This is a genomic window from Oceanobacillus longus, from assembly GCF_042650085.1.
Lineage (GTDB): Bacteria > Bacillota > Bacilli > Bacillales > Amphibacillaceae > Oceanobacillus > Oceanobacillus longus.
On the sequence record NZ_JBHSAO010000006.1, the window covers coordinates 116695 to 139501 of the forward strand.

The window sequence follows — 22807 nt, forward strand, 5'->3', positions numbered from 1 at the left end:
GATAAAATCGGTTAAGAAAAATGTACAAAAACATTTCGTGATTTTTTCGTTAGTTTTTTAACCTAAAATAAAGGTGGTTTTCTCTTCGGGGCTGAGGCCGTGCCCTAAGGATGCGCATCCGCCTGAAGCGATCCCGGACGGCGGCAAAAGCACAAACCCTGGAAATAAACCTAAAATTACTTCCTAGTTTATATAAATTACGAAGAGAGCCAAAATAAAAATAAGTCACCCTAAGCTTCTAGCTCCAAGGTAACTTATTTTTTAATCTATTTTTTAAATTACTCTACGATGGTTACCTTAACAGTACGTACTCCCCAACTGTATGCTTCCTTCTTAGTTGGTACAAAGACATCAATTTTATTTCCTTTAATTGCGCCACCAGTATCTCCTGCTGTTGCGTATCCATATCCTTCCACATAGACAGTACTACCTAATGGAATTACATTTGGATCTACCGCTATCACTTTTGCATCTGGATTAGCTTTTAAATTAATACCTGTTGCCGTGTAACCAGAGCAACCTGCACAATTAGCTGTATAGGCAGTCGAATTTACAGTAAAGGTTTTACTTTCTTTCTTTTCTTCCGCTTTTTCCTCTTTCACTGGCGCTGGTGTTTCTTTTTCCACTTTTTCCTCTTTTACTTCTTTTGCCTCTTGTTTAGGTTGTTCTTGTTTAACAGCAGGCTTAACCTGTTTGTTTTCCTTAGACTTCTTCGTTTCAACTTTTTCAGAAGGTTTCTCTTCTTTTGATGCCATTTGAACTACAGCTGGTTCAACTACTGTTTTTTCCGTGTTTTTGGATTTCTCATCAGCTTTTGCCGATTCGGCTACTAAACTTTGCTTAACTTCTTGTTCAAGTGAAGCTAAATCACTATCTTTCAATTTAAGGTCATTTGCTAATGCTGATAATTCTTGTTCTTTCGTTTCAAGCTCTTCTTTGCGTTGATCACTTTCCTGTAATTGTTGGCTGATTACCACTTTTGCTTCTTCTTGTTCTAATTTCATTGTGTTTAATTCATTAAGCTTGTCCAACACTTCATTACGTTTTTTTTCTACTTTTTCCATATCAGATTTCTGCTGTTCCATTAATGCAGCATCCGAATCGGCAATTTTATTCATTGCAGAAACACGTGTAATAAAGTCACCGAAGTCTTTCGAACCAAAAATAACTTCTAAATAACTAATATCCCCACCTGTTTTTTGGGTAGAAACCATACGTCCTTTTAATATCTCATATCTTTCTTCTATCTTTGCTTCTAATTCTTGCATCTCTTTTTCCAACTCAGATATGTCAGCTACGGTAGAGTTGATTTTATTCTCTGTATCTTCTACTAGATTTTGTTTTTCTATTAACGCTTCATTCGCACGTTCGATTTCTTGATTCAACGCTTCAAGTTCTATTAAAATTGTTGTAATTTGTTTTTCTGATTTTGATAGATTTTCTGTAATATCTTTGCGTTGGTCACGAATAGATTCTAAATCGTTCGTCGGTTCTGCAAAGACTGGGACACTGAATAATGAACCACCTAGTCCAACAATCATCATAACTGTGGATATTACCACTAAGGTTTTTCTCAATTTTTCTTCCCCCTGATTTCTGCCACACCTGCAATCTTTATATACACTAGATTGATTCGTCAATCTGCAGTTATGTGGAAAATGTACTAAAATTATCCATTCTATGTACGAACAAGTATAGCATTGGAGAATGACATCCGTATTATGAGAATGTTACATTTGTGTTTCAGAGGGGTTCGTAAGTTTGCATGAAATGATTGTATACTAGAGAGGCAGTAGAAGACTGGATAAATTACTGTCTTCTACTGCCTCTATCAATTTATAAGTATCACAGGGAATAGAGCCAGATCTGCCAGGGTGAACTCTTGTTTTCAAACGTTTGCTCATACTCCAGTCCAAGTTCTTCCTCATTCGCAATGGGTGCTGCAGAGAAAATATAGTCACCACCGAGTTGAGCCAGTGCCTGTGTATTAATGTTTAGCTGTTCAATCGGTTCATTGCGATCTTTTGTAAACATGTAGTCTTTTCCATGTTCTGCTACGTACATGTACAGCCTTCCACCCCATGTTTCATAGTAGGACTCCAGACTTGGACTTTTATCAAGCTCTCCCTGGATGACTTCCCTGAACGCATACTTGTATTCAAGTGGATAACTGTTATTGTATGTATCGAGTGTGTAAAATCCGTTATACTGTGCAATCGTTGGATGCATCCCAATACTAACTACTCTGTAATCGGAAGGATCTTTACCGATGTAATCAGCTACCTCATCAAATAAATCCTCTGAATAAAATTCTGCAAATGTTGGCGTACTAAAATCCCTGTACTTAAGCTCTTCTGTTAATCCAAATAAATTAAAGCACTGGGCAATTACAAGCAAACATACGAGCACTCTTCCGTACTTTAAATATCTCCATAAAATGGCAAGTGCCAACGCAAAGCAAATATACCAAATTGCCGGATCAAGAAAGTGAAAACGACCAAAATTAAACGTGTTGGCAATCATAAAATTGTCCTTTATGACTCGCCACCCTTCCCAGTACCAAAAGGCATACCAGAATGAAAGGGCTAAATTGAACAAGAAGAGAGTCAGCAGTAATCGCGGCTTTACTTTACTATATACTGCGACTAGCAAGGCAATCAGTATCGTAGGAATGACAATATACGCCTGATGTGCTTCATCATGGGTTAGTCCGTATAGGAAATTTTCCCAGGCCAATTCATAACTGCGTTCAAACGTATTGTGTCCTAGATCGAGTTCTTCCCGATGTGAAGTGAAACTGGAATCAAGAAACATCGACGTAATTAACAAATAGTTTTTTAGCAGATAGATACTTGTCATGGATGCAATTGCTGTAAAAAACGGCCAATTCGACTTTTTAAAGCGAATCCAGTCAATAAGCCAGAACAACCCCATTAATAAAAGGAAAAAAACAAAGCTAAGGACGAAATTGGATAGAAATGGAATCAGCAGTAGTACCAACCAAATATACTTAGCTGTTTTCCAACCATATTTTCGAATCATTAAAAATAAGTAAAGTGCAAGTGGTATACCTGCAATGGACAAAGCACCTGATGGCCAAAAGGGGAGCATTGCAAAAGCTAATGATGCTCCGACTGTAATCCATGCTGATTGTTCTTTCTTGAATATAAACTTTTTCAGAAGCAAGTACATCCCGAAAAAGGCAACAAAACGCATAATGGTTTGACTGATCGTATAGGCTGTCATTGGTTCAAAAAACACATACAGCCAAACAACTGCATCAAAAGCGGATGGTAGTGTGCTCCTTGGCAAACCGTTAATGGCATTTGGCAGCATTGTATCTGTCAAGGTGAAAATCTGACCACTTTCTGCAAGCATCTTATACCAGACGATATTCGAATCCAGATTATCATGTATACGGATATGAGTGTCCTCACCTAATATGTAATAAGGGGTAAGATAGGCAATGAGGACAAGACAGGCAATCCAGATATATTTATGCTTTATAAAATTGGTGAATACTCTTGATACCATGTTCGACATCCTCTTTTTTTATTCCATAATATAGGGGCAATCTCAAAATCCGCTCACTTTCCGTTGTCGTATACCGGTCCTCCCCAACAAACTCACCAAATTTTTTCCCAGCTTGAGAAGAACAGAGTGGTACATAATGAGGAACAGCCATCACCTCATTTTCTTTGAGATAAAGCATCAGATTGGAACGTTCCTGGTCATCCTTTGTTTTAATATAAAACATATGGGCATTATGTTCGCAATTCTTGGGAATAGTAGGAATGGCAATCTTCCCCGACTCCACCAGTGACTGCAGTCCTTCCTCATACTGTTCCCATGCTCGTAATCGATCCTGATTTATTACATCTGCATGTTCCAATTGCACAGAGAGATAAGCGGCATTCAATTCACTTAATAAATAGGAAGAGCCAAGATCCCGCCAAGTATATTTATCAACCATTCCCTTCATAAACTGTGAACGGTCTGTTCCTTTTTCCTGCAGGATTTCGGCACGATCCACAAGTGAACGATCATTGATGATCAGTGCACCGCCTTCCCCGCATGTGTAATTTTTCGTTTCATGGAAGCTGAATGTCCCCATGTGCCCAATCGTACCAAGACTTTTTCTTTTATACTTACTCATCAGGCCCTGGGCGGCATCTTCAATCACCCAAAGTCCATGTTCTGCAGCAATTTCCATAATCGAATCCATGTCGCAGGAAACGCCAGCATAATGAACAACGACGATTACTTTGGTCCGTTCTGTTACGGCTTCTGCGATTTTTTCCGGATTGATATTCATCGTTTCTGGTGAGACATCGACAAATCGTATCGATGCACCTCTGAGTGCAAATGCATTGGCAGTCGATACAAAGGTATAGGATGGCATAATGACTTCATCTCCCTCACCAACCTCTGTTAATAGAGCTGTCATTTCAAGTGCTGCCGTACAGGAAGGAGTAAGGATTGCCTTTTCACAATCGAGTTTGTTTTCTAACCAGGACGTACATTTGTCTCCAAACGGCCCATTTCCGGAAAGTTCGTTCTGCTGCATTGCATCTTTCATCGCTTCCATTTCTGGTCCGATCATGCATGGTTTATTAAATGGAATCATTATTATCACCTCATTACAATAATGCCTAGAATAATTAAAGCAAAACCGATTAATTTTTGCGGACTCACCGGTTCACCGAATAGAAACACGGATAAAATAAATACAAGCACGAAAGACAAGCTCATAAATGGATATGCATAACTAATATCAAATTTTGTCATTGCTGCCATCCAACTGAGTGCAGCCAAAAAAGCGGCCAGAAAACCGGATAAAATCCAGGGGTTCATTAATAATTGAATGAGAAACATGAATTTATCTGTCCATGCTTCAGGTAGTCCCCCCTGCTTATCCATGGTCCACTTGATTACGAGCTGCCCGTAGACAGTAAAAGTAATCGTACTGAAAATAAATAAGTAACCCATTCATTCCCCTCCGGCCTGTAGTGAACCATTTAATTTATGATAAACATCGATGGAACCCTTCAAACGAAAGCCAAGTGAAATAAACACATTCAATGATGCCGGATTAGAAGGGGAAATGGATGTCCGTAATGTGTCGTATCCTGTAATTTTGAATTGTTCCTGAACACAGGATCCGGCGAAATCTTTTGCCAGACCTTTTCCCCGAAACTTCTTATGCATGGCTAAGAGTAGAATATGATCATTTTCATAGGCAAAAAATCCAGCTAAGCTCCCATCAAAGTACAATGCAAGGATAAGATTTTTTTGAATCAAATCATTCACCCAATTTCGATAGCGCTTGTCCGCCATATAATCCGGTATATTGAAATCGCGGTGAAAACGTCCACCCGCAAATGCCTCCTCGGCAATATCCAATATCTCCTTTTTGTCATATTCACGGGCAAAACGAATTTCACTTTCTTTTGGAACGAGTAACTGTTCTTTTTTGCACACTGGCTCCATTAATGTATCTACATAATAAAATCCGAACTTTTTCAAGTTTTCTTTATCAGTAAATGGATCTACCTTCACAGTGAAGTGTCCCTCTGTATCCTGTGTCTCTTGTAAGGCTTCTACGGAATATTCCGTCAGCTGATAGGTAGGCACACGAAAATTCCGTTGATCCCAAGGAGTGGGTTCCAAATAGTTCGTCATTGTATCAGCTCCGTTCATCTGTTTCATCTGTTGTTTCCCTGATTAGATAGAGGGGGCGTCCTTTTGATTCATTAAATATCTTTCCGATATACAATCCAAGAATTCCAAGATTGAAAAAAATCAAGCCTCCAAGAAAGAAAATGGAAACCATAACGCTTGTCCAACCCGCGACCGGTTGATCAAGAAAGAAATAACGGAAAAATAAATACACAGCATACAGAAAAGAAACAAGAGAAATAAAAAATCCAATTTGAATCGATAGGCGAAGTGGCTTATTGGACTGTGAAATAATCGCATCTGTCGCCAAATTAATCAGCTTTTTAATGTTGTACGAAGATTTCCCTTCCTTTCTGAAATTGTGTTCTACAGGAATGCTTGCTGTTTTGTATCCCATCCATTTAAGAAATAATGGGAAGTTACGATTCTGCTCGCGCATCCGTCTGAAGCTCATTACTACTTTTTTTGAGTTGATACTGAAATTGGCAGTTGAGTAATCGGAAACTTGTTCACTAAAATAATCATAAATACGGTAAAAGACTTGTGAAGATTTCCTCTTAACCCACTTATCCTGTCTATTAATTCGTTTGCCGAAAACTACTTCATAACCATCCATAGCTTTTTCATATAGGTTAGCGATTTCTTCAGGCTTGTCCTGTAAATCACAGTCCATGACGACAACCCAGTCTCCGTTTGCATTATCAAGTCCTGCTGTAATCGCGTGATGCTGGCCGAAATTTCGGGAAAAATCAATCCCTTTGATTTGTTCATCCTCTGTACTTAAACGTTTAATCGTTTCCCATGCATCATCCGGGCTTGCGTCGTTGATTAATATGATTTCATGTTGGGCTGGTATCGTTGAAATTGTCTTTTTTATGCGGCCGCAAAGTTCTATCAGACAAGATTCACAACCATAAATAGGTACGACCACCGAGATTACCGGTTTGTTTGCAAATTCCATTGTTTCACATACCATTCTACAGTTTTCCTTAGTGCATCATCCAAGTCTTCTTTTGGTTTCCAGCCCAATTCATTTCTTAGTTTTCTATCATCTACAGCATATCTCCGGTCATGTCCTTTACGATCCTCGGTAAAAGTAATCAGCTCTTTAAAGCTATGAATACCTGCCTGCAATTTAATCTCCGGTTTAATCTGATCGAGAATATCGCATATTTGTTTAGCAATTGCAATATTCGTTTTCTCGTTGCCGCCACCGACATTATAGGTTTCCAAAGGTTTTCCCTGATGATAAATAGCATCCAATGCTCGGCAGTGATCTTCTACATAGAGCCAATCACGAATGTTTTTTCCATCACCGTAGATTGGTATATGCTCACCTGCAAGCGCTTTTCGTATGATGGTCGGGATCAACTTCTCCTTGTGCTGCTTCGGTCCGTAGTTATTGGAACTGGATGAAATGACGATATTCATCCCATATGTATACCCGAAGCTTTTCACAAGTAAATTTGCTCCCGCTTTTGAGGCGCTATAAGGATTTCTTGGATCATAAGTTGTCTCTTCGGAAAATTTCCCATCAGAACCTAGCGATCCGTATATTTCATCCGTTGAAATTTGATGGAAGCGTCTGCTTGAAATCTCACCTTTCTTTTCCCAGTCATCTCTGGCAGCCTGTAGAAGTGTCATCGTTCCGAGTACATTGGATTCAATAAATGCTCTGGAATCTTCGATGGAACGATCAACGTGAGACTCTGCCGCAAAGTGAATGACACCTCTAATATCATAGTTTTGAAAAACATGTTTTACCAAGCTTACATGTGCGATATCTCCATGGATGAATTGATAGCGATCTGATCTTTCCACCTCTTTCAGGTTATCTGTTGAACCTGCATAAGTGAGCTTATCAATATTCAATATAGTTACATTAGGGTGTTCGCCCATAAAATATTGGATAAAATTAGATCCGATAAAACCCGCTCCACCCGTAATAAGAATTGTTCCCTCCTGATTATTCATTTTTCACCAGTCCCATCATCGGATGATGATCAATAGCGTCCCAATATTGGTCCGTATGTTTTCTGTCAGCAATTTCCATGAGATACTGCCCATAGTCATTCTTCTCCATTGATTTCCCTTTTTCATACAGTTCTTCTCTCGTGTTATAGCCTAAATAAAAGGCGATTTCCTCCAAGCATGCAATCTTGAATCCTTGTCGCTGCTGGGTCGTTTTTACAAACTCCGCCGTTTCAAACAATGATTCCTGGGTGCCTGCATCCATCCACGCAAATCCTCTCCCTAGTAATTCAACATCCAAATGATTCCATTTTAGATATTCTTTATTTAAATCTGTTATTTCCAGTTCACCACGGTCAGACGGTTTCAATTTTTTCGCAATCTGGACAGCACGGTGATCATAAATATACAGTCCAGTAACAGCGAAATCAGATTGAGGATTATCTGGTTTTTCTTCCAGAGAAATAACTTTTTGCCTATGATCAAACTCAACAACCCCAAAACGCCGTGGGTCTTTTACTCGATAGCCAAAGATAGTAGCATACGTATGGTTTTTAATTGCATTTCTAAGAAGTGTTGTAAATCCCTGACCATAGAAAATATTATCCGCCAGAATCAAAGTTACTTTATCTTTTCCTATAAATTCCTCGGAAATGGTGAGTGCTTCCGGAATTCCTCTTGGTTGGACCTGTTCCCGGTATTTCAACGTAATTCCAAGTTCTGAACCATCGCCAAGAAGCTTCTCAAAGCGTGGAGTATCCTCTGGTGTACTAATAATCAAAATCTCCTTAATCCCACCAAGCATCAGTACGGAAAGCGGATAATAGATCATAGGTTTGTCATAGACCGGCAGTAAATGTTTATTGATACTGTCCGTACTAGGAGACAACCTTGTACCGCTTCCTCCCGCCAAAATAATACCCTTCATATATTAAACACCCCTCTTGGAAGTGAAAAGCCGTGCCTGTCACTACCCGAATTTTGTCGAATTATTTCATGTATTTCTCTCCATATAGGTTTATTCCACATTTAGTTAGCAAGTAATCTTACATTTCTGTTTCAAATTTATTTCAGTTTATGAAATCTAAAAAAAGCACAAGCTATCCAAATGGAAGGCTTGTACAAGATTTTAAAAAAAGGCATAAAAAAACCACCAACATATGTATTGGTGGAGACGGTGGGAATCGAACCCACGTCCAGAGATATTGGCACTCAGGCCTCTACACGCTTAGTTGATATATTATGATTCGCTTATCCTTCAGCCTATCAACAGGCTTCAGAGTAGCTAGTCTGATTCAGTTCAACTACCGTTCCCCAGACGGAGGATGGTAGTATAGCCCGCTTCATTTGAGACCCTTCAATCTGCCACACGGGCGATAACAGGAAGGATCCTTTAGTGCTACTTACGCAGCTGCTAAAGAGTAATTTTGTTCTTTGCCAGTTATTATAGGCGTTTAACGTTTTACGAGCCGTAACCTCGACGTGCAACCTGAGCTCAATCTATCCCTGTCGAATCCGTAACGTCCCCAGAAAAGGAGAAACGCTCGGTAAAAATGAGCATTCATAATTTGTTCTACATTTTCTAGTATAACAGAAATCCTGTTAAATTCAAGGGATGGAAAAATTTACAAGGTAGCTTACTTTACATGTTCCTTTATAGCACGGTCCACATCACGTTTCATTTGTTTCCGCTTCAGGTCTTCACGCTTATCGTATTTCTTTTTCCCTTTTCCTAGTCCAATCAGCACTTTTGCAAATCCATTTTTAATATATATTTTCAATGGAATAAGTGCATAGCCTTGCTGTTGGGTTAATCCGATTAACTTATCAATTTCTTTTCGATGCAGCAGGAGTTTACGGGTTCGAGTAGGATCATGATTATAACGGTTCCCTTGCTCATATTCCGCGATGTGTAAATTGATTAGCTGTACTTCACCGCGCCTGTCAATTCTTGCATGGGAATCTTTTAAATTCACTCGCCCATTTCGTAGAGACTTAATCTCTGTTCCCTGTAAAACGATTCCTGCCTCATATGTTTCTTCAATTAAATAATCATGCGATGCTTTTTTATTTTGGGTGATTGCTTTTCCATGTCCTTTTGGCATAAATGTTCCTCCTACTGCTTCCCATAGACCTTTATTTTAACAAAGATTCAGTATGATTCCAATCAGAATACATTAAAATTAAGCAAGTAGTACCAAGCTGACTGCCATAACGGCCATACCAGTCATCACGCCATATATGGAAAGGTGTGCTTCATCATATTTTTTTGCAGCGGGAAGTAGTTCATCCAAAGAGATAAATACCATAATACCAGCCACCATAGCAAATATAATTCCAAATAAGGTTTCAGTGAGAAAAGGCATTAAGATCAGAAAAGCGACAATTGCTCCTACAGGTTCTGCAAGCCCTGAAAGGAAAGATAGTTTAAATGCTTTCTTCTTATCACCAGTAGCATAGTAAATAGGAACTGACACTGCGATTCCTTCTGGTATATTATGAATCGCAACTGCAACTGCAATCGCTATTCCAATTGATGGATCTTGCAACGTAGAGACAAATGTTGCAATCCCTTCCGGAAAATTGTGGATTGCAATGGCTAAAGCTGTAAACATCCCCATCTTCAATAAGGCCGGATCATTTACAGGTTTTGTCGGTTTTTCCATATCCTCTACCTTTTTGACTTCATGGGGATTCGTATATTTTGGAATGAATTTATCGATTAAACCAATCAATAACATTCCAGCAAAAAAGGCTAGTATTGTTACCCAATACCCCTGTGTTGCTCCCATGGAAGAAGTGAGCGAATCTTTAGCTTTAAAGAAAATCTCGATCATGGATACATAAATCATAACACCCGCAGATAATCCTAGAGCAAATGACAAAAATTTCGTATTGGTGGTTTTGGCAAAGAAAGCAAGTAAACTTCCAACGCCTGTAGCAAGTCCTGCAAACAACGTTAACAAGAAGGCAAATAAAACATCATTCATTCAAAAATCACTCCAAACATCCTTTATTAATTTTGCACCTGTTTATCTGAAAACACATTAGTATTAGGACTATTATAATAAGTAGTCTATAGGACAATTAGTTAGGTGTCAACAAATAGTTTTCCCGGGTGCAACTTTTATAAAGTATATATATGCAACTATGTTTGTTTTGATGACACAAATTTTAGGTAATTGTCATTGTTGTAAATTCCGCAAAAAAAATAAGCCAAACAGGACGTCTGGCTTATCTTTTACTTTTTTTCTTTTTTGATTTCATTTTATTAGATGGTAACTCTTTCCTATGTGGATTCGTTTTCCTACTCTTATTCATTTTAGGAATTCCAACCAATTCAAAGTCAACTGTATGCTCATCCGTATTGACACTGACAACTTTTACCTCTACCTCTTGTCCAATCCGATACACGTTAGCGGTTCGCTCACCAATCAATGCATGGCTACGATCATCATAATGATAATAATCATCTGTCAAATAACTTACATGAACAAGACCTTCAATGGTATTTTCCAGTTCAATAAACATACCGAAATTGGTTACGGAGCTGATTACACCGGTGTATTCTTCACCAATTTTATCCTTCATAAATTCTGCTTTTTTCAGATTATCGGTGTCTCTTTCCGCATCAACAGCCCTGCGCTCCCGTTCGGAAGTATGTCTTGCAATATCTGGGAGTTTATTCTTCCAGTGACCCGTTGTTTTATTGTCTAATTGATTATTTATTAAATACGTGCGAATGAGACGATGAACAATTAAATCCGGATATCTTCTGATTGGTGATGTGAAATGTGTATAAAATTCTGTTGCCAATCCAAAGTGACCAATGCCTTGAGGATCATATTTCGCTTGTTTCATCGACCGCAGCATCAATTTGGAAACGATCATTTCCTCCGGTTCCCCGTGTATGGAATCTAATACTTTTTGAAGTGCCTGTGGATGAATCTCATTTGCAGTACCTTTTACAGATAAACCGAGACTTCCAAGGAAATCAAAGAACTTTTCCAGTTTCCCTTCATCAGGATCTTCGTGAATACGATGAATAAACGGAACATCCATCCAATGGAAATGTTCTGCTACTGTCTCATTCGCCGCAAGCATGAACTCTTCAATCAGACGCTCAGCAACTCCTCGTTCACGAACGACGACATCTGTCGGTTTTCCTGTATCATCAACTAGTACTTTCGCTTCTTTAAAATCAAAATCAATTGCTCCTCGACCAAAGCGCTTATTACGAAGAATCTCAGCAAGCTTTTCCATTTGTTCAAACATGGGAACCAATGCATCATATCTCGCCCGAACTTCCTCATCTTTATCTACCAAAATTTTATTAACATCGCTATATGTCATTCGCTCTGTTGTTTTAATAACACTTTGGAAAATTTCATGGTTGACTACTTGTCCTGCAGTATTAATTTCCATTTCACAACCAAGTGTCAACCTGTCCACCTGTGGATTCAACGAACAGATTCCGTTAGATAGCCGGTGTGGGATCATCGGAATTACTCTGTCAACGAGATAGACACTTGTACCACGATCAAATGCCTCGGTATCGATTGGAGATTCTTCTTCCACATAATAAGTAACATCGGCAATATAAACACCAAGCTTGTAATTTCCATTATCAAGCTTTTTGACCGTTACAGCATCATCGAGATCTTTCGCATCTGCACCATCTATCGTGACGATCATTTCATCACGCAAGTCCCGACGACCCTTTAACTCTTCCTCTTTAATCGTTTCCGGAACATTTGTTGCATGCTCTAATACTTCCTCTGGAAAGTCGATGTTGATTCCATGTTTATATATAATGGAAAGAATATCAATTCCTGGATCATTTTTATGACCAAGAATATGGAGAATTTCCCCTTCAGCACTTTTTCTGCCTTCCGGATATTTCGTGATACGTGCAATGACCTTATGCCCACTGACAGCCCCATGTGAGCCACCTTTTGGAATAAAGATATCATTCGGGATCCGTTTATCATCTGCAATGACAAAACCAAAGGAGCGGTTGTCTTCAAATGTCCCCACAACTTGTATTACAGCACGCTCCAATATACGAATGACTTTACCCTCAGGTCTGTTACCATCCGTATCTGCTTTTTCCAGACGTACAAGTACTTTATCATTGTTCATTGCAGACCCGAGATCATTGGCATGAATATAGACATCCTTCGTTTCCTCATCTTCCGGAATTAGAAAGGCAAAGCCCTTTGCATGCATTTGTACTTTCCCTTTAACAAGGTTCATTTTATCAGGTAATCCGAAACGGTTTTTACGCGTTCGTACCAGTTCACCATCATTTTCCAGTTCATTTAATGCTTTGATAACCTCTTTGAACTCAACTGCATCATCAATTCCCAGCTCTTTTTCTATTTCATCTACTGCTAATGGTTTTGTTCCACTTTCTTTGAAGAAATGAAGTATTTTCTCTTTCATCTGGTCACCTTCTTTCTTATTATTGTTTGCATTTTTTAATAAATATAATCATATTTTCCAGTCAAGTGTTTCTAAAAACTGAAAAATATCCTCATGCAGCTGCTCTTTTTCTTTATCAACTGTAACAACATGTCCAGATTCTTCATACCACTTTATATCTTTTACATCGGATTCGACATTTTCATAGATATACATGGCACTCTCCGTATTAATCATTTGATCCTTTCTTGCTTGTATTACAAAAACCGGTGTATAGATTGTGTCCACATTATTTTTAACATCTTTAATGGTTTTACCCATTTCATCAAACAATTCTTCTGAGCCTTCAAGCAATGAAGCAATTTCTTTTTGTATGGTGTCATCGTCTTTTTGTTCTAACTGTTTATATTCTTTAGAAAAAAGTTTAAATCCTTGTGTAAGCTGTGTTTCATTATCAAAAAACATAGGAGCACACATTGGAATCATTGCTTTAATATTTTCTGAATAGGCAAGCTTCAACCCTAAAACACCCCCAAGAGATAGTCCGGCTACTGCTATTTCTTCATAACCAAGCTCCCTTAAATGCTTAAATGCTTTCCTAACATCTTCCCACCACTGTTTGGGATTTGATTTAATCAATTCTTCTGGTGGTGCACCATGTCCCCGATAGATCGGCGCATGGGTCGTATAGCCTTTTTTCTCCAAAAATCTGCCTAGCATCCTTACATCTGCAGTATGTCCAGTGAACCCATGCAGTAATAACACAGCACGTGGTCCTGCTTCAAATGTAAACGGTTGTGGTTGCTTAATTTTCATAATAACTGCATCTCCTTACACATTCCTACTCTTACTCTACCCCATATGTATTACTATACAACATATAATAATAAAAAACCCTTATCACGAAATCATGATAAGGGATTGGTTTCTATTGTAATACGTATGCACTTAGAAAAGCTAATACGAAAAACAAAATTCCGGTAATAACCGTTCCACGATGTAAAATCAAGTCTGCACCACGTGCTTTTTGTTTTCCAAATAATTGCTCAGCACCACCAGAGACTGCTCCAGATAGTCCTGCGCTTTTTCCTGACTGCAATAGCACAAATGCTATCATTATAATTGCATCTACTACTAATAATACATTAACTAAACCTGCCATGTTTCCACGACACCTCCTGTATCCGACAAATACCTACTTATTACTTTATCATAATAATGATTTAATTAGCAAGATATATTTTCAATTTCACAGCTTACGTTTGCACCCCTGAAGCAAATGATTTTATATTATATAAAAGAGACTTTAAGTCTGGAGTGAAAAAAATGGAAAGTTCCTTTTGGCTAACAATGGAAGATTATACGGAAATCTACGTCAAGCAATGGTATATCGATGGAATGAAACCAAAAGCGATCATTCAATTTGCACATGGAATGGCGGAACATATTAACCGATATGACGAATTTGCATCGTATCTATTAGAACAGGGTTTTTTTGTAATTGGAAACGATCACCGAGGTCATGGAAAGACTGGTGAAAAATCAGGAATACTAGGTTATTTTTCCAATAAGGATGGGTTTAAGAAGGCAACGAATGATTTATATGAGATTACAAGGTATATCAAGCAAAACTATCCGGAGATTCCCATATTTTTAGTTGGACATAGTATGGGGTCGTTTTTAGTAAGAAACTATATACAGACACATAGTGCTCTTCTTAAAGGGGTCATTCTGCTAGGAACAGGCTATTACCCCAGAACCATCTCCATCGCTGGCAGAAGACTCGCTTCGTTGCTTCCACCTAAAGAAGAATCGAAATTAATGAACCGATTAGCCTTCAGCAGCAATAGTAAAAAAATAAGTGATCGGAAAAACGGCTTTGAATGGCTAACAAGAGATGAAGACATCGTCAAGAAATATATGGACGATCCTTTTAGTGGATTTGTTCCAACAGGAAGGTTTTTCTATGACTTGCTTAGTGGTGTACTTTCCATGCAAAATAAAAAGAAAAATACCTCCATTCAAAAAGACCTGCCCTTACTGTTAATTAGCGGCGATGCAGATCCAATTGGAAATTACGCAAAGGGGATCTGGAAAACCGCTGATATCTATCGAAAGGCCGGTCTTGAAGAAGTGCTTGTTATGCTTATTACCGATGGACGTCATGAATTATTAAATGAAATAAATCGAGAAGAAGTTTTCGAATCATTATGTGAATGGTTGAATTCGCAACTTCCATAGTGCCTTCCCTTGCATGTACGATCACAACTGTTTAGAATAAGATTGTACGAATAAAATTCAAGAACCTTCCATAGAAAGGGTGCTACCAAGAAATGAGAAAAATAGAAGGAATTGCTGCATCAACTGGAATAGCTATTGCAAAAGCATATGAATTAAAAGCCCCAGAATTAACATTTGAAAATGTTACGATAGATAATCCCGATAAAGAAACTGAACGGCTTGATGAGGCCTTAAAAATTTCCAAACAAGAACTGGAGAAAATAAAAGAACATACAAAGAACGAAATAGGCGACGAGCATGCTGAAATTTTCTCTGCCCACTTACTTGTTCTTAGTGATCCTGAACTTATTAAACCAATGAAAGATAAAATTAATACAGATAAAGTAAATGCCGAAGCTGCTTTGGATGAAGTGGCGAATATGTTTATTGATATGTTCAAAAACATGGATAACGAATACATGCGCGAACGTGCGGCGGATATTCAAGATGTTACGAAACGAGTAATGGCACACTTGTTAGGTGTAAATTTCCCTGATCCAGCATTAATTGATGAACAGGTGGTTGTTATCGCCAATGACCTGACACCATCTGATACAGCGCAATTAAATCGGGAATTTGTTAAAGGATTCGCCACTGATATTGGCGGGCGGACTTCTCATTCTGCAATCATGGCCAGATCCCTTGAGATTCCAGCTGTAGTAGGCACGAAAAACATTACAACATCTGTTTCCAAGGACGATATTATTATCGTAGACGGAATGGAAGGAATTGTCATTATTAACCCGTCTGATGAAGAAATAGAATCATATCGCAAGAAACAGGAATCCTTTGCAGAACAGCAGCAAGAATGGGCCAAATTAAAAGATGAGCCAACATTCACAAGTGATGGTGAGCAAGTGGAACTCGCTGCCAATATTGGAACACCGGCTGATGTAGAAGGTGTTTTGAATAATGGCGGAGAAGGAATTGGTTTATACCGGACGGAGTTCTTATATATGGGTAAATCAGAACTTCCGACAGAAGAAGAGCAATATGAAGCTTATACTTCTGTATTAGAGCAGATGGGAGATAAACCAGTTGTTGTAAGAACATTGGATGTCGGTGGAGATAAAGAGCTTAGCTATTTGGACTTACCTAAAGAGCTTAATCCGTTTTTAGGATTCCGCGCCATCCGATTCTGTCTAGAAAATGAGCATGTTTTCCGACCACAATTACGTGCATTACTACGCGCGAGTGTACACGGTAATTTAAAAATTATGTTCCCTATGATTGCAACACTGGAAGAATTCCGTAAGGCGAAAGCTCTTTTACTGGATGAAAAGGAAGCATTACTTGCAGAAGGTGTAAAAGTTTCCGAGGATATTGAAGTTGGAATTATGGTTGAAATTCCATCTACTGCAGTTATTGCAAGACAATTTGCCAAAGAAGTTGATTTCTTCAGTATCGGTACGAATGATTTAATTCAATATACAATGGCTGCTGATCGAATGAATCAACAAGTTTCCTATTTGTACCAGCCATACAATCCCGCAATTTTGAATTTAATCCATACTGTAATCGAAGCGGCACATAAAGAAGGTAAATGGGTTGGTATGTGCGGAGAAATGGCAGGAGATTCCATTGCCATTCCAATACTGCTCGGACTAGGACTCGATGAATTTAGTATGAGTGCAACATCCATTCTACCAGCCAGAACACAAATTCTTAACCTATCTAAAAAAGAAATGACTTCCTTTAAAGAACAACTGCTTTCCATGGGTACTGCAGAAGAAGTCGTTGCATTTGTAAAAGAAAAAACAGAATAAATCCAAAAAGCGCACAGACCTAACATGGCCTGTGCGCTTTTTTTGGTGCCTGTCACTCCCCGAATTATAGGGAATTTTGTCGAAGGTTATTCCTTAATTATTTCCATTTTCTGTTCAATTGGTGTTCTGCCTTTATCTCGCGAGACTTTTTTCGGGTATCCAATCTGCAATACGGCAGCTATTTTAGTTGTATCGCTATTTAAACCGATACTAGCCAAAAACTGCGGGTCATGCATATATGGCGTAATTGTCCATAGCATTCCTACATCATATTCCCACGCAGCAAGTTGTGCGTTTTGAATAAATGCTGCTACTGATGCATATTCTTCTTCATACCTTATTGGATCATTATCTTTCTCAAAATAAATAAGTGCGTGATGCGGTATTGCCATTAAAAAGTCCTTCATTGAATCAATCATACGCAACGTTTTTGGATCATCATCACCTTTAATCATGCCAATGCGCTGGTAGCTTTTGATAATTGCGTCGATAAATGCATGCCTTCCCTTTGACTGATATAACTTAATCTTCCAAGCTTCAGTCATATAATGTGTCGGGGCGTATGAACCGTATGTAAAAATCTGTTTCAGTATTTCACTATTAACTTCTTCCTTTTTAAATGTATGTGTCGATCGACGTTCTTTCATTGTTTTTAAAATATCCATAAGCAAACCTCCAGAGGCAGTAAAGAGTACTGTTACTATATTATATACGCAGTACCCTTTTAATTCACCCTTTCTAGTAAAAACGTCGTCCGGACATCTTGGTCATAAAGTACATAAAAAATTGTGGATAGTCTAGTTCGAATGCGATACGATGTGTTTTTAACTCTGTTGCACCTTCTTCTTCCATATTTTCATATGGCCTTATGTCAGCAATGCTATGCCCTCTTTCCGTACCTTCCCTTGCCTGTACAATATCCACAGGTAACTCCCGGAACGTAAACATATCTTCATTGTTGGTTGCCATTAATGTTAATACATCGTGCATCGGACTTCCCTGTATATTCGGATTTCTTGTTTTATAGAAATCATAATAGTAATCGATCATCGGCTTGATCATATCAACTTCACCGACTTCATCGATATAATCAACCATTTCTGGTGTTACGATTGCTCTCTCCGTTACATTCAATGGAATAATGGTTACATTCTCTGCATGTGTAAGTACTAGCTGTGCAGCAACTGGATCACCGTGGAAATTCGCTTCTGATACAGCGGTAATATTACCTGGAACCCAAAATGCCCCACCCATGATATATATCCCGTTTACTTTTCCCATTAAATCCGGGTAAAGCAAGTACATCGTAGCAAGTGAGGTCAACCTTCCAATATTAACAATCACCAAGTCATTTTGATGTTCTTCAATAATATCCACAATGTCAAAAAAATTCTCACTAATTCCATTTGGCTCCGTTTCGTGTGGCATGATTGGTCCCATACCATATTCTCCGTGTATTTCCGGAACAGGAGACGGTATTTCCCCCGTCATTGGAAGTTCTGCTCCAGCAATAATCGGAACATTGAACTCATTGTAATCCAATTCATCCCTCAGATAGTAAATAGCCTGTAATGCGTTTTCCCTTGTGACATTTCCATAACCAGTTACAACCCCAACGATTTCAATTTCGTCGTTTAAAGATGCATAAATCAAGGCAATGATGTCATCAATCCCGATATCCCCAAACAAGAGTACTTTCTGAGCCACTTTTCTCCCTCCTCTGATTTACTTTCGTCTCACTTAATATATGGTATGGAAGCAAACTGTCCCATGTTCTGCAATCAGAAGTAGTCCTATTTTCCCAGAACAAAAGCGCAAGCGCCCGTTTAGGGACTACGGACTGGACTGAGCCGTAGGAGATAAAGGAAACACGCCGACCGGAGGGAGTCGATGTTAACTTATCGTACGGAGGTGAAGGAAGTCTCGCTAGTCCCTGGGCGCTGGAGGAATTATTTGCTGAGAAAAGTTTAGACTTTCTTACCTAGCAAAAAAAGAGACAGATTTCTCTGCCTCCTTTTAAATGGATTATTTATTATTATTTATTTTTTCAGGTTATAAAATGCAGTTAATCCTGCATATTCACCCATACCAGCAAGTTCATCTTCAATACGAAGTAACTGGTTGTATTTCGCTACACGGTCCGTACGTGAAGGAGCACCTGTTTTAATTTGACCTGCATTTGTTGCTACAGCAATGTCAGCAATGGTTGCATCTTCAGTTTCACCAGAACGGTGAGAGATTACTGCAGTATAGCCTGCACGTTTTGCCATTTCAATTGCTTCAAAAGTTTCTGTTAATGTACCAATTTGATTTACTTTAACAAGAATGGAATTCCCGATACCTTTTTCAATTCCTTCAGAAAGTTTCGCTGTGTTTGTAACAAATAGGTCGTCACCTACGAGTTGTACACGGTCACCAATACGATCTGTTAGCAATTTGAAACCATCCCAGTCATTTTCATCTAAGCCATCTTCAATAGAAATAATTGGGTATTTATTAATCATTTCTTCATACCAGTCAACCATTTCTTCGGATGTACGAACGACACCTTCACCTTTTAAATTGTACTTGCCATCTTCATAAATTTCAGATGCTGCTACGTCCATCGCAAGTTTTACTTCTTCACCTGGTTTGTAGCCTGCAGCTTCAATTGCTTCTACAATTGTTTGCAATGCTTCCTCGTTCGAACCAAGGTTTGGAGCGAATCCACCTTCATCACCAACGGCAGTGTTTAGCCCTTTATCACTTAACACTTTCTTCAATGAGTGGAAAATTTCAGCACCTGTACGTAATGCTTCTTTGAATGTTGGAGCTCCAACAGGCATGATCATGAATTCCTGAATATCCACGTTGTTATCAGCATGCTCTCCACCGTTTACGATGTTCATCATTGGTGTTGGCAATACTTTCGCATTAAATCCTCCAAGGTAGTTATATAAAGGCACTTCAAGATAGCTTGCTGCTGCATGTGCTGCTGCCATGGAAACACCAAGAATAGCATTTGCTCCAAGTTTTCCTTTGTTTTCTGTACCATCCAGTTCAATCATTAAGGCGTCAATAATATTTTGGCGTGTAACATCTAGACCGATTAACTCAGGCCCGATAATGTCATTCACATTTTCAACTGCTTTTAATACACCTTTTCCTAAGTAACGGTCTTTGTCACCATCACGTAATTCTACAGCTTCATATTCTCCAGTTGATGCACCACTTGGTACCAAAGCAGAACCAAATGCACCTGATTCTGTGAAAATTTCTACCTCAACTGTTGGGTTACCACGTGAATCTAAGACTTCTCTAGCATATACGTCAGTAATGTATGGCATTAAAATCTCTCCTTTTTGTTTTCATTTTTTTAATACTGCTGGTTTATTTAATAATCAATGACTCTCCAGTCATTTCTTCTGGTTTACTAACATTTAGTAGATCCAATAGTGTTGGTGCAAGATCTGCTAGAATACCACCTGTACGCAAAGAAGCATCTTCTTTGGTTACAATTACCGGTACCGGATTCGTTGTATGGGCAGTCATTGGTGTACCTTCCATTGTAACAACTTCATCCGAATTTCCGTGATCGGCAGTAATAATCGCATTTCCACCTAGTTCCGTAATCTTATCTACAATTTTACCAAGACATTCATCAACCACTTCAATGGCATCAATAGTCGGTTGCAGCATCCCTGAATGTCCAACCATATCCGGATTGGCAAAGTTTAAGATGATGGCATTTTGCTCGCCTTTGTCAAGCTCAGCAAGAAGCGCATCGGTTACTTCATAGGCACTCATTTCTGGTTTTAAATCGTAGGTGGCAACCTTTGGTGAATCAATTAATATTCTTGTTTCACCAGGGAACTCCTGTTCACGTCCGCCACTCATAAAGAATGTAACATGCGGATATTTTTCCGTTTCAGCAATCCGGAGCTGTTTTAAATCATTCTGTGCAAGTACTTCACCAATGGTATTGTCCAGATTAATTGGTTCGTATGCTACGTAACCATTGACAGTTTCACTGAAATTCGTAAGCATAACAAAATCCAAGTCTTTTGGAACATTCTCTCCACGGTCAAAGTCACGAAAATCAGCATTGGCAAACGTCCGTGAAATTTGAATTGCTCTATCTGGACGGAAATTATAAAAGATGATGGAATCATTATCTTTTATCGTTCCTACAGGCTCATCAAAATCATCCGTGATTACAGATGGAATGACGAACTCATCATGGATTCCATTCTCATAATTGTCCTGAATTACTTCCATTGCATGCTTATATTTCGGCCCTTTACCATGTACCATCGCCTCATAGGATTTTTGTACACGATCCCAACGTTTATCGCGGTCCATGGAATAATAACGACCTGAGATACTCGCAAACTTACCAATACCAAGTTCGCGCATCTTTTCTTCTGTCTGTTGAATGTATTGCCCTGCAGTTTGTGGACCTACATCACGCCCATCCAAAAATGCGTGAACATACACTTTATCCAAATCACTGTCTTTTGCCAGTTTCAGCAATGCAAATAAGTGATTAATATGACTATGGACACCACCATCGGATAACAATCCAAATAAATGGAGTGACTTATCATTTGTTTTCGCATGATGAATCGATTTCAGAAAAGCATCAACTTCGTAAAAATCCCCTTCTTCGATCGAGAGATTTACGCGGGTGAGACTTTGATAGACAACTCTACCTGCACCAATATTTAAATGGCCTACCTCCGAATTACCCATTTGGCCTTCCGGAAGACCTACTGCATGTCCACTGGCAGTCAATTGACTATGTGCATACTTGTTCCAATAACGATCAAAATTAGGTGTATTTGCTTGTTTGACTGCATTACCTTTATCTTCATCACGGATTGCAAAGCCATCTAGGATGATTAATGCAGCTAAATTATTTTGACTCATTTTGTACCTGCCTCCACAAGTTGCAGAAAGGATTCTGCCTCCAGACTCGCTCCACCAACTAAAGCTCCATCAATATCAGATTGTGATAATAATTCTTCTATATTGGAAGGTTTTACACTACCTCCGTATTGAATGACAACTTTTTCTGCAATAGCTTCTGATGTTACTTCTTTAATTACGTTTCGAATGTGGCTACATACTTCATTGGCATCTTCACTTGATGCAGTTTTACCTGTTCCAATTGCCCAGATTGGTTCATAAGCAACAATTGTTTCAGCAACTTGCTCATCAGAAAGACCTTCAATTGCTTTTTTAACCTGAGCTTCAACGTGATTTTTAGTTTCATTTGCTTCACGTTGTTCCAGCGTTTCTCCGACACATACAATCGGTGTTAGACCATGATGAAATGCGGCATGCGCTTTTTTGTTTACTGTTTCATCCGTCTCTGCAAAATACTCACGGCGCTCGGAGTGTCCGAGAACTACATGCGAAACACCAAGGTCTTTCAGCATAACTGGACTAACTTCTCCTGTATATGCTCCATTGTCTTCAAAGTGCATGTTTTGTGCTGCTACTTTTACTTTTGAACCATTCGTTTTTTCTACCAATGATGATAAATACGGGAACGGCGCACACACGATAGCTTCCACTTGCTCACTATCGGGTACCTTACCGACAACCGCATTAACGAATTGATTTGATTCTGATAAAACTTTATTCATTTTCCAGTTTCCTGCAATAATTTTTTTACGCATCGTCTCACCTCTCGAATTAGTTAT

20 protein-coding genes and 1 other RNA gene are annotated in these 22807 nt (G+C 38.8%); 2 read left to right on the top strand and 19 right to left on the bottom strand.

The annotated features are described in order from the left end of the window. Window positions 1–278: 278 nt before the first annotated feature. The 14 genes from ACFOUV_RS08240 to secG all read right to left on the bottom strand — a co-directional run bounded on the left by ACFOUV_RS08240 (window position 279) and on the right by secG (window position 14236). Window positions 279–1577 carry a PcsB-like coiled-coil domain-containing protein gene (locus ACFOUV_RS08240; protein WP_379496278.1) on the bottom strand — a complete coding sequence of 433 codons (1299 nt, stop codon included), beginning with the start codon at window positions 1575–1577 and terminating at the stop codon, window positions 279–281. Window positions 1578–1845: 268 nt separating this feature from the next. Next, window positions 1846–3534 (bottom strand): DUF6044 family protein, encoded by a 1689-nt coding sequence (locus ACFOUV_RS08245; protein WP_379496279.1) that lies wholly within the window; start codon window positions 3532–3534, stop codon window positions 1846–1848. Then, window positions 3497–4627, bottom strand: coding sequence for a dTDP-4-amino-4,6-dideoxygalactose transaminase (rffA, locus tag ACFOUV_RS08250; protein WP_379496280.1), 1131 nt, complete (start codon window positions 4625–4627; stop codon window positions 3497–3499). Before rffA ends, ACFOUV_RS08245 begins: the two co-directional genes overlap by 38 nt. A gap of 5 nt (window positions 4628–4632) precedes the next feature. After that, complete coding sequence (locus ACFOUV_RS08255; RefSeq protein ID WP_379496281.1) at window positions 4633–4989, bottom strand: EamA family transporter; 357 nt, start codon at window positions 4987–4989, stop codon at window positions 4633–4635. Further along, the gene (locus tag ACFOUV_RS08260) at window positions 4990–5709 is read right to left on the bottom strand and encodes a GNAT family N-acetyltransferase (protein ID WP_379496282.1); all 720 of its coding nucleotides are present in this window, start codon (window positions 5707–5709) and stop codon (window positions 4990–4992) included. Continuing rightward, window positions 5687–6655, bottom strand: coding sequence for a glycosyltransferase family 2 protein (locus ACFOUV_RS08265; protein ID WP_379496283.1), 969 nt, complete (start codon window positions 6653–6655; stop codon window positions 5687–5689). The genes ACFOUV_RS08260 and ACFOUV_RS08265 overlap by 23 nt, the downstream gene beginning before the upstream one ends. Next, complete coding sequence (rfbB, locus tag ACFOUV_RS08270; protein ID WP_379496284.1) at window positions 6616–7653, bottom strand: dTDP-glucose 4,6-dehydratase; 1038 nt, start codon at window positions 7651–7653, stop codon at window positions 6616–6618. The genes ACFOUV_RS08265 and rfbB overlap by 40 nt, the downstream gene beginning before the upstream one ends. Beyond that, the gene (gene rfbA / locus ACFOUV_RS08275) at window positions 7646–8578 is read right to left on the bottom strand and encodes a glucose-1-phosphate thymidylyltransferase RfbA (protein ID WP_379496285.1); all 933 of its coding nucleotides are present in this window, start codon (window positions 8576–8578) and stop codon (window positions 7646–7648) included. The genes rfbB and rfbA overlap by 8 nt, the downstream gene beginning before the upstream one ends. A gap of 238 nt (window positions 8579–8816) precedes the next feature. Then, window positions 8817–9178, bottom strand: a transfer-messenger RNA (tmRNA) gene (gene ssrA, locus ACFOUV_RS08280). A gap of 109 nt (window positions 9179–9287) precedes the next feature. Then, window positions 9288–9755 (bottom strand): SsrA-binding protein SmpB, encoded by a 468-nt coding sequence (gene smpB, locus ACFOUV_RS08285; protein WP_379496286.1) that lies wholly within the window; start codon window positions 9753–9755, stop codon window positions 9288–9290. Window positions 9756–9833: 78 nt separating this feature from the next. After that, window positions 9834–10640, bottom strand: coding sequence for a zinc transporter ZupT (zupT, locus tag ACFOUV_RS08290; protein WP_379496287.1), 807 nt, complete (start codon window positions 10638–10640; stop codon window positions 9834–9836). 244 nt (window positions 10641–10884) lie between these two features. Continuing rightward, window positions 10885–13095 (bottom strand): ribonuclease R, encoded by a 2211-nt coding sequence (gene rnr / locus ACFOUV_RS08295; RefSeq protein ID WP_379496288.1) that lies wholly within the window; start codon window positions 13093–13095, stop codon window positions 10885–10887. 48 nt (window positions 13096–13143) lie between these two features. Then, complete coding sequence (locus tag ACFOUV_RS08300; RefSeq protein WP_379496289.1) at window positions 13144–13890, bottom strand: alpha/beta hydrolase; 747 nt, start codon at window positions 13888–13890, stop codon at window positions 13144–13146. Window positions 13891–14002: 112 nt separating this feature from the next. Continuing rightward, window positions 14003–14236, bottom strand: coding sequence for a preprotein translocase subunit SecG (gene secG / locus ACFOUV_RS08305; protein WP_379496290.1), 234 nt, complete (start codon window positions 14234–14236; stop codon window positions 14003–14005). 164 nt (window positions 14237–14400) lie between these two features. Between secG and ACFOUV_RS08310 the strand changes: the two genes are divergently transcribed. Together ACFOUV_RS08310 and ptsP are read left to right on the top strand one after the other, a co-directional pair. Further along, complete coding sequence (locus tag ACFOUV_RS08310) at window positions 14401–15315, top strand: alpha/beta hydrolase (RefSeq protein WP_379496291.1); 915 nt, start codon at window positions 14401–14403, stop codon at window positions 15313–15315. Window positions 15316–15407: 92 nt separating this feature from the next. After that, window positions 15408–17120 carry a phosphoenolpyruvate--protein phosphotransferase gene (ptsP, locus tag ACFOUV_RS08315; RefSeq protein ID WP_379496292.1) on the top strand — a complete coding sequence of 571 codons (1713 nt, stop codon included), beginning with the start codon at window positions 15408–15410 and terminating at the stop codon, window positions 17118–17120. Window positions 17121–17206: 86 nt separating this feature from the next. On the opposite strand, the gene ACFOUV_RS08320 is transcribed toward ptsP, so the two are convergent. From ACFOUV_RS08320 to tpiA, 5 genes are all read right to left on the bottom strand, one after another. Further along, the gene (locus tag ACFOUV_RS08320; protein ID WP_379496293.1) at window positions 17207–17785 is read right to left on the bottom strand and encodes a nitroreductase family protein; all 579 of its coding nucleotides are present in this window, start codon (window positions 17783–17785) and stop codon (window positions 17207–17209) included. A 73-nt stretch (window positions 17786–17858) separates the two neighbouring features. Then, a complete protein-coding gene (locus ACFOUV_RS08325) occupies window positions 17859–18827 on the bottom strand; it encodes a nucleoside hydrolase (protein ID WP_379496294.1) in 969 nt (322 codons plus the stop codon). Window positions 18828–19159: 332 nt separating this feature from the next. Continuing rightward, on the bottom strand, window positions 19160–20446 hold the full coding sequence (gene eno / locus ACFOUV_RS08330) for a phosphopyruvate hydratase (protein ID WP_379496295.1): 1287 nt from the start codon (window positions 20444–20446) through the stop codon (window positions 19160–19162). A gap of 43 nt (window positions 20447–20489) precedes the next feature. Next, a complete protein-coding gene (gpmI, locus tag ACFOUV_RS08335; RefSeq protein WP_379496296.1) occupies window positions 20490–22028 on the bottom strand; it encodes a 2,3-bisphosphoglycerate-independent phosphoglycerate mutase in 1539 nt (512 codons plus the stop codon). After that, complete coding sequence (tpiA, locus tag ACFOUV_RS08340; RefSeq protein WP_379496297.1) at window positions 22025–22783, bottom strand: triose-phosphate isomerase; 759 nt, start codon at window positions 22781–22783, stop codon at window positions 22025–22027. The genes gpmI and tpiA overlap by 4 nt, the downstream gene beginning before the upstream one ends. Window positions 22784–22807: the final 24 nt, after the last annotated feature.